Origin of the sequence: Nocardiopsis protaetiae, from assembly GCF_045446735.1 — a bacterium.
Classification (GTDB): Bacteria; Actinomycetota; Actinomycetes; order Streptosporangiales; family Streptosporangiaceae; genus Nocardiopsis; species Nocardiopsis protaetiae.
The window spans coordinates 1-6,605 of record NZ_JBJJBV010000329.1 but is presented as its reverse complement, the minus strand read 5'-3'; the positions used below and the strand labels follow the sequence as shown (position 1 = coordinate 6,605).

Annotated in this window: 8 protein-coding genes; 4 read left to right on the top strand and 4 right to left on the bottom strand. The window is 74.2% G+C overall.

Annotation, left to right across the window (positions count from 1 at the left end; all coding sequences use genetic code 11):
* Positions 1 to 65: 65 nt before the first annotated feature.
* Entirely contained in the window at positions 66 to 1,268 is a 1,203-nt protein-coding gene (locus ACJOT3_RS30865; RefSeq protein ID WP_406976654.1) for an MFS transporter, read from the top strand.
* A gap of 38 nt (positions 1,269 to 1,306) precedes the next feature.
* Here the strand turns inward: ACJOT3_RS30865 and pdxR are convergent, their stop codons facing one another.
* A complete protein-coding gene (pdxR, locus tag ACJOT3_RS30860) occupies positions 1,307 to 2,722 on the bottom strand; it encodes a MocR-like pyridoxine biosynthesis transcription factor PdxR (RefSeq protein WP_406976653.1) in 1,416 nt (471 codons plus the stop codon).
* A gap of 132 nt (positions 2,723 to 2,854) precedes the next feature.
* Here pdxR and ACJOT3_RS30855 point away from each other — a divergent pair, with 132 nt between their 5' ends.
* Positions 2,855 to 3,748, top strand: coding sequence for a DMT family transporter (locus ACJOT3_RS30855; RefSeq protein WP_406976652.1), 894 nt, complete (start codon positions 2,855 to 2,857; stop codon positions 3,746 to 3,748).
* On the opposite strand, the gene ACJOT3_RS30850 is transcribed toward ACJOT3_RS30855, so the two are convergent.
* The 3 genes from ACJOT3_RS30850 to ACJOT3_RS30840 all read right to left on the bottom strand — a co-directional run bounded on the left by ACJOT3_RS30850 (position 3,678) and on the right by ACJOT3_RS30840 (position 5,328).
* Positions 3,678 to 4,043, bottom strand: coding sequence for a hypothetical protein (locus tag ACJOT3_RS30850; RefSeq protein ID WP_406976651.1), 366 nt, complete (start codon positions 4,041 to 4,043; stop codon positions 3,678 to 3,680). The two genes, ACJOT3_RS30855 and ACJOT3_RS30850, sit on opposite strands and share 71 nt — an antisense overlap.
* A 365-nt stretch (positions 4,044 to 4,408) precedes the next feature.
* Positions 4,409 to 4,756, bottom strand: a complete 348-nt coding sequence (locus tag ACJOT3_RS30845; RefSeq protein WP_406976650.1) for a VOC family protein — start codon at positions 4,754 to 4,756, stop codon at positions 4,409 to 4,411.
* Between the two features lie 86 nt (positions 4,757 to 4,842).
* On the bottom strand, positions 4,843 to 5,328 hold the full coding sequence (locus ACJOT3_RS30840) for a MarR family winged helix-turn-helix transcriptional regulator (RefSeq protein ID WP_406976649.1): 486 nt from the start codon (positions 5,326 to 5,328) through the stop codon (positions 4,843 to 4,845).
* Between the two features lie 95 nt (positions 5,329 to 5,423).
* On the opposite strand from ACJOT3_RS30840, the gene ACJOT3_RS30835 reads away from it, so the two are divergent.
* The gene (locus tag ACJOT3_RS30835) at positions 5,424 to 5,858 is read left to right on the top strand and encodes a nuclear transport factor 2 family protein (RefSeq protein ID WP_406976648.1); all 435 of its coding nucleotides are present in this window, start codon (positions 5,424 to 5,426) and stop codon (positions 5,856 to 5,858) included.
* A gap of 141 nt (positions 5,859 to 5,999) precedes the next feature.
* Positions 6,000 to 6,560, top strand: a complete 561-nt coding sequence (locus tag ACJOT3_RS30830; RefSeq protein ID WP_406976647.1) for an NPCBM/NEW2 domain-containing protein — start codon at positions 6,000 to 6,002, stop codon at positions 6,558 to 6,560.
* The last annotated feature ends 45 nt before the right edge of the window (positions 6,561 to 6,605 follow it).

The following is a 6,605-nucleotide window of genomic DNA, read 5'->3' as shown; positions in this document are numbered from 1 at the left end:
CCGCACCCCCGACCGACTTCTCACCCCCCGGTCCACTCCACAGCCGTTCAGAGAGGCCGTTCACCATGCCCTTGGCCCTGCTCGCCCTCGCCGTCGGCGCCTTCGCCATCGGAACCACCGAGTTCGTCATCATGGGCCTGCTGCCGGAGGTCGCCGACGGGCTCGGCGTGAGCATCTCCCACGCCGGGTACCTCATCTCCGCGTACGCCCTCGGCGTCGTCGTCGGCGCCCCGCTGCTCACCGCGGCCGCCACCCGGCTGCCGCGCAAGACCGTGCTGATCCTGTTCATGGGCCTGTTCGCCGTGGGCAACCTGGCCACGGTGCTGGCCCCCACCTACGAGACCGTGTTCGCCTCCCGGGTGATCGCCGGGCTGCCGCACGGCGCGTTCTTCGGCGCCGGGGCGCTGGCCGCCGCCCAGATGGCCGGGCCCGCCCGGCAGGGGCGCGCGGTGGCCCGCATGTTCCTGGGACTGACCGTCGCCAACATCATCGGCGTCCCCGTGGGCACCCTGCTCGGCCAGGAACTGGGGTGGCGGGCCGCCTTCCTGGTGGTGACCGCGATCGCGGTGCTGGCCATGGTCGGCATCGCCGTGTTCGTGCCGCGGCTGGCGCGCACCGGCAGCGGCCGGCTCATGCCCGAGGTGCGGGCGCTGGGGAACACCCAGGTGCTGCTGGGGCTGCTGTCGGCGGTGTTCGGGTTCGCCGGGGTGTTCGCCGTGTACAGCTACATCGCGCCGATGATGACCGAGCTGGCCGGGATGACCGGCGGGGGCGTGACCGTGGTGCTGGCGCTGTTCGGCATCGGCATGACCCTGGGGTCGCTGGTCGTGGGGCCGCTGGCCGACCGGGCGCTGCGGCCCACCATCTACACCGCGCTGGGGGCGCTGGCGGTGGTGCTGGCGCTGTTCACGTTCACCGTGCACAACCCGTGGACCGCGATGGTGTCGGTGGTGGTGCTGGGGGCCGTGGGGTTCGGGGTGACCACGCCGTTGCAACTGCTGGTGATGAACAAGGCGGGGGCGGCGCCGACCCTGGCCTCCGCCGCGAACCACTCGGCGTTCAACCTCGCCAACGCGGGCGGCGCCTGGCTGGGCGGGGTGGGGATCTCCGCCGGGCTGGGGCTGTCGTCCCCTGCGGCGATCGGCGCCGTGCTGGCCGTGGCGGGCCTGGGCGTCGCGCTGACCGCCGGATTCCTGGACCGCGGTACGGGGAAGGCCGCCGCGGGGGCCACGGCCGTGCCCGCGCGGGAGTCCTCCCAGGTCTCCTGACCCACCCGGCGACCGGCACCGCCGACCGCGCCGGGGCGTCAGAGGCGGACGGCGGCCCCCAGGCGGGCGATGGCCTCGTGCAGGCGGGCCGGGCCGTGGCCCGCGTAGGCGATGACCAGGCCCGGCGGGCCGGGGGCGGTGCGGTGGCGCGACAGCGGCTGCACCGCCACCCCGGCGCGTTCGGCGCGGGCGGCGGCGTCCCGGTCGTCGATACCGGCGGGCAGCAGCACCAGCAGGTGCAGGCCCGCCGCCACCCCCAGGACCGTGCAGCCCGGCAGGTGGGCGCGGACCGCCGCCGCGGCGGCGTCGCGGCGGGTGCGGTGGCGGGCGCGCATGGTGCGCAGGTGGCGGGCGATGGTCCCGTCGCGAAGCAGCAGCGCCAGGGCCAGCTGCGGCAGTGAGGGCGAGCCCAGGTCGGCGGCCCAGCGTGCCTCCACCACCTCCTCCAGCAGGTGCGGGGGCGGGACCAGCCAGCCCGCGCGCAGGGCGGGGGCCAGGGTCTTGGAGAGGCTGGAGGTGTGCGCGACCAGGTTCGGGTCCAGGCCGTGCAGGGCGCCGACCGGCGAGCGGTCGTAGCGGTACTCGGCGTCGTAGTCGTCCTCGATCACCAGGCCGTTGCGGTCGCGCGCCCAGGCCAGCAGGGCGCGGCGGCGGGCGGGCGAGAGCACCACCCCGGTCGGGAACTGGTGGGCGGGCGTGACCAGGACGGCGCGGGTGTCGGTGGCGGCCAGGGCGCCGGTGTCGATGCCGTCGGCGTCCACGGGGACGGGGACGGTGGCGCCGCGGGTCCAGCGGTCGAGGATGGCGCGGTTGCCGTCGGCGCCGGGGTCCTCGCGGGCGATGGCGTGCAGGCCGCGGGCGCTCAGGACCTGCACGAGGATGCTCAGGGCGCCGGTGACCCCGGCGGTGACCACGATCTGCTCCGGGGCGGCGCGGACGCCGCGGGAGCGGGCCAGCCACGCGGAGAGTTCGGTGCGCAGCTCCGGGGTGCCCTGGGGCGGGGCGTAGCCGAGGGAGCGGGCGGTGGCGGTGGACAGGACCTCGCGTTCGGCGCGCAGCCAGGCGGCGCGGGGGAAGGCAGCCAGGTCGGGGATGCCGGTGGCCAGGTCGACGACGCCGCTGCCGTAGTCGGGGGGCTCCCAGGTGCCGGTGGGGCGGGTGGCGGGGGTGTCGACGGGGCGGGCGGCCACGGCGGTCCCGGCGCCGCGGGCGGCGGTGAGCAGGCCTTCGTCGGTGAGGCGCTGGTAGGCCTCGACCACGGTGCCGCGGGCCACGCCGAGTTCGGCGGCGAACGCGCGGGTGGGCGGGAGCCGGGTGCCCAGCGGCAGGACGCCGGCGGCGATGGCGGAGCGCAGGGCGTCGGTGAGCCATTCGGTGCGTTCGCCGCGGGGGACGGCGGAGGCGTCGAGTTGCAGGAAGTCCGAGCCCGAGCCCCGGGCGGTGGTGGCGGCCATGGGTCGTTCCCTTTGGTCCGGTCGGAACGGATGTGCTTGGTCCTGTTCGTCGGACCATAGCGGGTCCAGGGTGGAGGCGTGCAAAAGACTTCTCCCCTCCCCGAATCCTCTACTTCCTCCTCGCCGTCCCTGGTGCGGGGCCTGTGGCCCGCGCTGGGCGGGATGGCCCTGATGGGCAGCAGCGTCGCGGTGATCGGCGCGACGGCGGGCATGCCCGCGTTCGTGGTCCAGTCGGCGCGGTACGCGGTGGCGGCGGTGGCGGTCGTCGCGCTGGCCCGGCTGTTCGCGCAGAAGGTGTCGCTCCCCCGCGGCCGGGACGTGCTCTGGGTGGTCGCGGGGGCGCTCTCGGGGCTGGTGGGGTTCAACCTGGCGCTGATCGTGGGGACGGCGCACGCGGAACCGGCGGTGCTCGCGGCGGCGGTGGCGTGCATCCCCATGGTGCTGTCGGTGGCGGGGCCGCTGACCCGGGGCGAGCGGCCGTCGGCGCGGATCGTGGCGGGGGCGCTGGTGGTCAACGTCGGGGCGGTCGCGGTGACGGGGTGGGGGCACGCGGACGTCGTCGGCGTGCTGATGGCGTTGTCACTGATCGCGCTGGAGGCGGGGTTCACGCTGTTCGGGGCGCCGGCGCTGCCGCGCATGGGGGCGTGGGGGTACACGGCGGCGACGACGCTGACGGCGGCGGTGGTCTTCGGGGTGCTGTCGCTGTTCGTGAACCCGGCGGCCTGGGCGATGGTCGCCGACCCGGCGGTGCTGGGGGCGGTGGTCTACCTGGGGGCGATCGCGACGGCGCTGTCGTTCGTGCTGTGGTTCACGGGGGTGGAGCGGATCGGCGCGGGCGCGGCGAGCCTGGCCGCCGGAGTGGCGGCGCCGACGGCGGCCCTGGTCGCGACCGCGCTGGGCGCGCCGATGCCCTCGGTGGGGGCGTGGGTCGGCATGGCGGTGATCGGGGCCGGGCTCATGGTCGGCTTCGCGCCTGTTCCCCGGAGGTCTCCCGCCGGTCCAGGTCGTGCACCCACGCCGCGATGACCGCGGCCGCCTGGACCAGTTCGGTGCGCAGGGCGTCGGGGTCCGACTCGGCGAAGGCCTCGGCGATCTCCTCGGCGAGGATCGCACGCCAGGTGGGGTCGCCGGCGGCGGCCTCGGCCGCGCACCGGTCCCGGGCGGCGTCGGCGGCCTCCCGGTCGCCGGGGAGGCCGGTGCCGTCGGGGTGCCGCTGGTCGCCCCAGGTGGCGAGCTGGCGTTCGCGTTCGGCGTCCAGGGCCCAGGCGAACTCGGCGAGCCCGGCGGCCCGGGGCCCCGGGCCTGTCGTGTCCTCACCCACGGGCGACCGCACCGAGAAGCGCGCTCCGCTCCGAGGAGGGCGTGGTCGGGCACCCCGCCCACAAATCCCGCGAGTCGCGGACGGTGGTGTCACCGCCGCCCGGCTCCGATACCCCCGCACAGTCGTTCATGGCCGCACTGTACAAGGACTCCCGCGTTCCTCGCCGTGCCGGGTGTCCCCGGCCCGGCTCCGCACGGCGAAAGCCTCCGACCGCCGTCCCTCACCCGGCCGAGCACCTCCGCCGGGCACCTCGACGCCGTCGGCCTTGAGGTTCCGGAGAGCGGGACGGGCATGTGGGAGGACCTGAGCGGCCCCTTCCCCGGGCGGTGGCCACCTCTGCGGCGGGAGGCCCACGACCGCGTTCGTCAGCGGTGCCCCAGCACGTTGACCACGCGGCCGTTCGGGTCGCGTACGAAGAAGCGGCGCACCCCCCATTCCTCGTCCTGCAAGGGGTGCACGATCTCCGCGCCGGCCTCCCGCATCGCCTCGTAGGCCGCGTCCACGTCGTCCACTTCAATGCTCATGTCGGCCACGACCGGCGCGGTCCTGTCCTCGGCCATGAAGCTGACCTGCGACCCCGGGTCGGCCGGGGAGGCGAGCGTCGTGATCCAGCCGAGGTTCATGACCTCCTCCAGCCCGAGCCGACCGTAGAACTCCCGGCTCTCTCCCACGGCCTCGGACCGGACATTGGGCACCACGCGGCGAACGGCCATCGACAACTCCCAGCGAAGAAGACGTTTCCCTGTGCTCTTCCAGGAGTACTGCACGACGGCCGCCGCGCGCACCGCCGCGGCGGGGGTCAGCGGCGGTCCGGCGCGTCGGCGAGGTGGGCGTTGATGCGGCCGAGCAGGGCGAACAGCTGAGCGCGCTCTTCACGGTCGAGCGGGGCCATGACGTGTTCGTTGACCTCGGCCAGGACGCGGTCGAGTTCGGCGAGGCGGCGCCCGCCCTCGTCGGTGATGGTGATGACGTTGCGGCGCTTGTCCGCTGGGTCGGGGGCGCGGCGGACCCAGCCGCCGTCCACGAGGTCGTTGAGGACGGACACGAGGTCGCTCGTGTAGATCCGGGTGCGGCCGGACAGGTCCGCCTGGCTCGCGTCGCCGAACTCGGCGAGGGCGGCGAGCACCACGAAGTGGTCCCTGCGGGCGCCCACCGCGGCGAGCGCGTCGCCCGCGACGCGCCGGGTCTGGACGGCCGTCATCCCGACCAGGCGCGAGAGCTGGCCCCTGAGCCGTTCGGGGGTCGCGTCGCCGTGGTCGAAGCGCAGTTCGTCGCCGGTCTCCATGCGGGCAGCCTACCGCCTTGTGTTAGTGCCACTAACGATATAAGTTCATTAGTGCAACTAACGTTAGTTGCACTAATGAACTGGAGGATCCCCCCATGACCGGCACCGACACCCTGGTCCGCGAGCTCGCCGACCGCGCCGAGCTGGCCGACCTGGTCGCCCGCCACAGCCTGTGGATCGACGAGGGACGCTACGACGAGAGCGACCGGCTCTTCACCGAGGATGTCGTCTTCACGTCCGCACGCGGGGAGGCGCGCGGCATCGAGGCGCTCGCCGGACTCGCGCGTTCGCGCCACGACCGGTACGCGGCCACCCTGCACAACAAGTCCAACCTCGTCATCGAACTCGCCGGTGACGCCGCCACCGTCCGGGCGCACGACGTCGCCGTCTTCGTCATCGACGGCAAGACGCAGGCCATCGCGGCCGCGCGCCACCGCTACGGGGCGCGCCGCACACCGGACGGCTGGCGCTTCGACCGCCTGGAGGTCACCCCGGTCGCGCTGACCGCACCCCTGGACCGCGCCCTCTGAGCCCCGCGCTCGGAAGAGGGGAGCCGCCGACCGGGCCCGCCGATCCACCGGCGGGCGGCTCCCCCACCGACCGGAACAGGTGGCGGCCGGGTTCCGCTCCACCGACACGGCAGCAATCACGCCACAATCGCCGTGACGGCCTTGTTCGCTCTGGTCCTGGGAGGAGGCCTCGGTTACTTCGGAGCGACGATGCGGCAGGAGAGGGAACAAGGGCGCGACCAGGACGAATCCTCGGGTACGACCGCCACCGGCACCGAGGACGGCGAAACCGGTCGGCCCGGCGACGACAGCTCCACATCTGAGGAGGGCGGGACTTCACCGGAGCAGGGCTCCGCGGAAGGCGGAGAGGGCACGGCGCAGTCGAGGTTGTCCCAGCTTGAGGTCGCACAGAGCGGGCACCACTATGACACCGGCCCCGCCACCGTCAACGGACAGGAATATACCGAAACCGTCCAGTTGCGAGGCTGCGCGAACTGCTTCGTCGAATTCGACCTCGGACGGAAATGGACGACCTTCGAGGCCGTGGTGGGGCTGAGCGACGGTTCCAGGAGCGACGCATCGGTGACGGTTCGAGTGTTCGCGGGCGAAGATCTGCTCGAATCGCACACCCTCGGCCTGGGCGAGAGCGCGGAGATCTCCGTCAGCGTGGAGGGCGCCCTACGGCTGCGCCTGGAAGCGGAGAGGGTGAAGACCTCGGGATGAACCGCGGTCTGGGCCGATCCCCTCGTGTCGCGCTGAGACGGCGGT

Coding starts and splice junctions, on each gene's coding strand:
- ACJOT3_RS30840 (WP_406976649.1), bottom strand. CDS start 5,328: ATGGAGACCGGCGACGAACTGCGCTTCGACCACGGCGACGCGACCCCC.
- ACJOT3_RS30835 (WP_406976648.1), top strand. CDS start 5,424: ATGACCGGCACCGACACCCTGGTCCGCGAGCTCGCCGACCGCGCCGAG.
- ACJOT3_RS30845 (WP_406976650.1), bottom strand. CDS start 4,756: ATGGCCGTTCGCCGCGTGGTGCCCAATGTCCGGTCCGAGGCCGTGGGA.
- ACJOT3_RS30865 (WP_406976654.1), top strand. CDS start 66: ATGCCCTTGGCCCTGCTCGCCCTCGCCGTCGGCGCCTTCGCCATCGGA.
- pdxR (WP_406976653.1), bottom strand. CDS start 2,722: ATGGCCGCCACCACCGCCCGGGGCTCGGGCTCGGACTTCCTGCAACTC.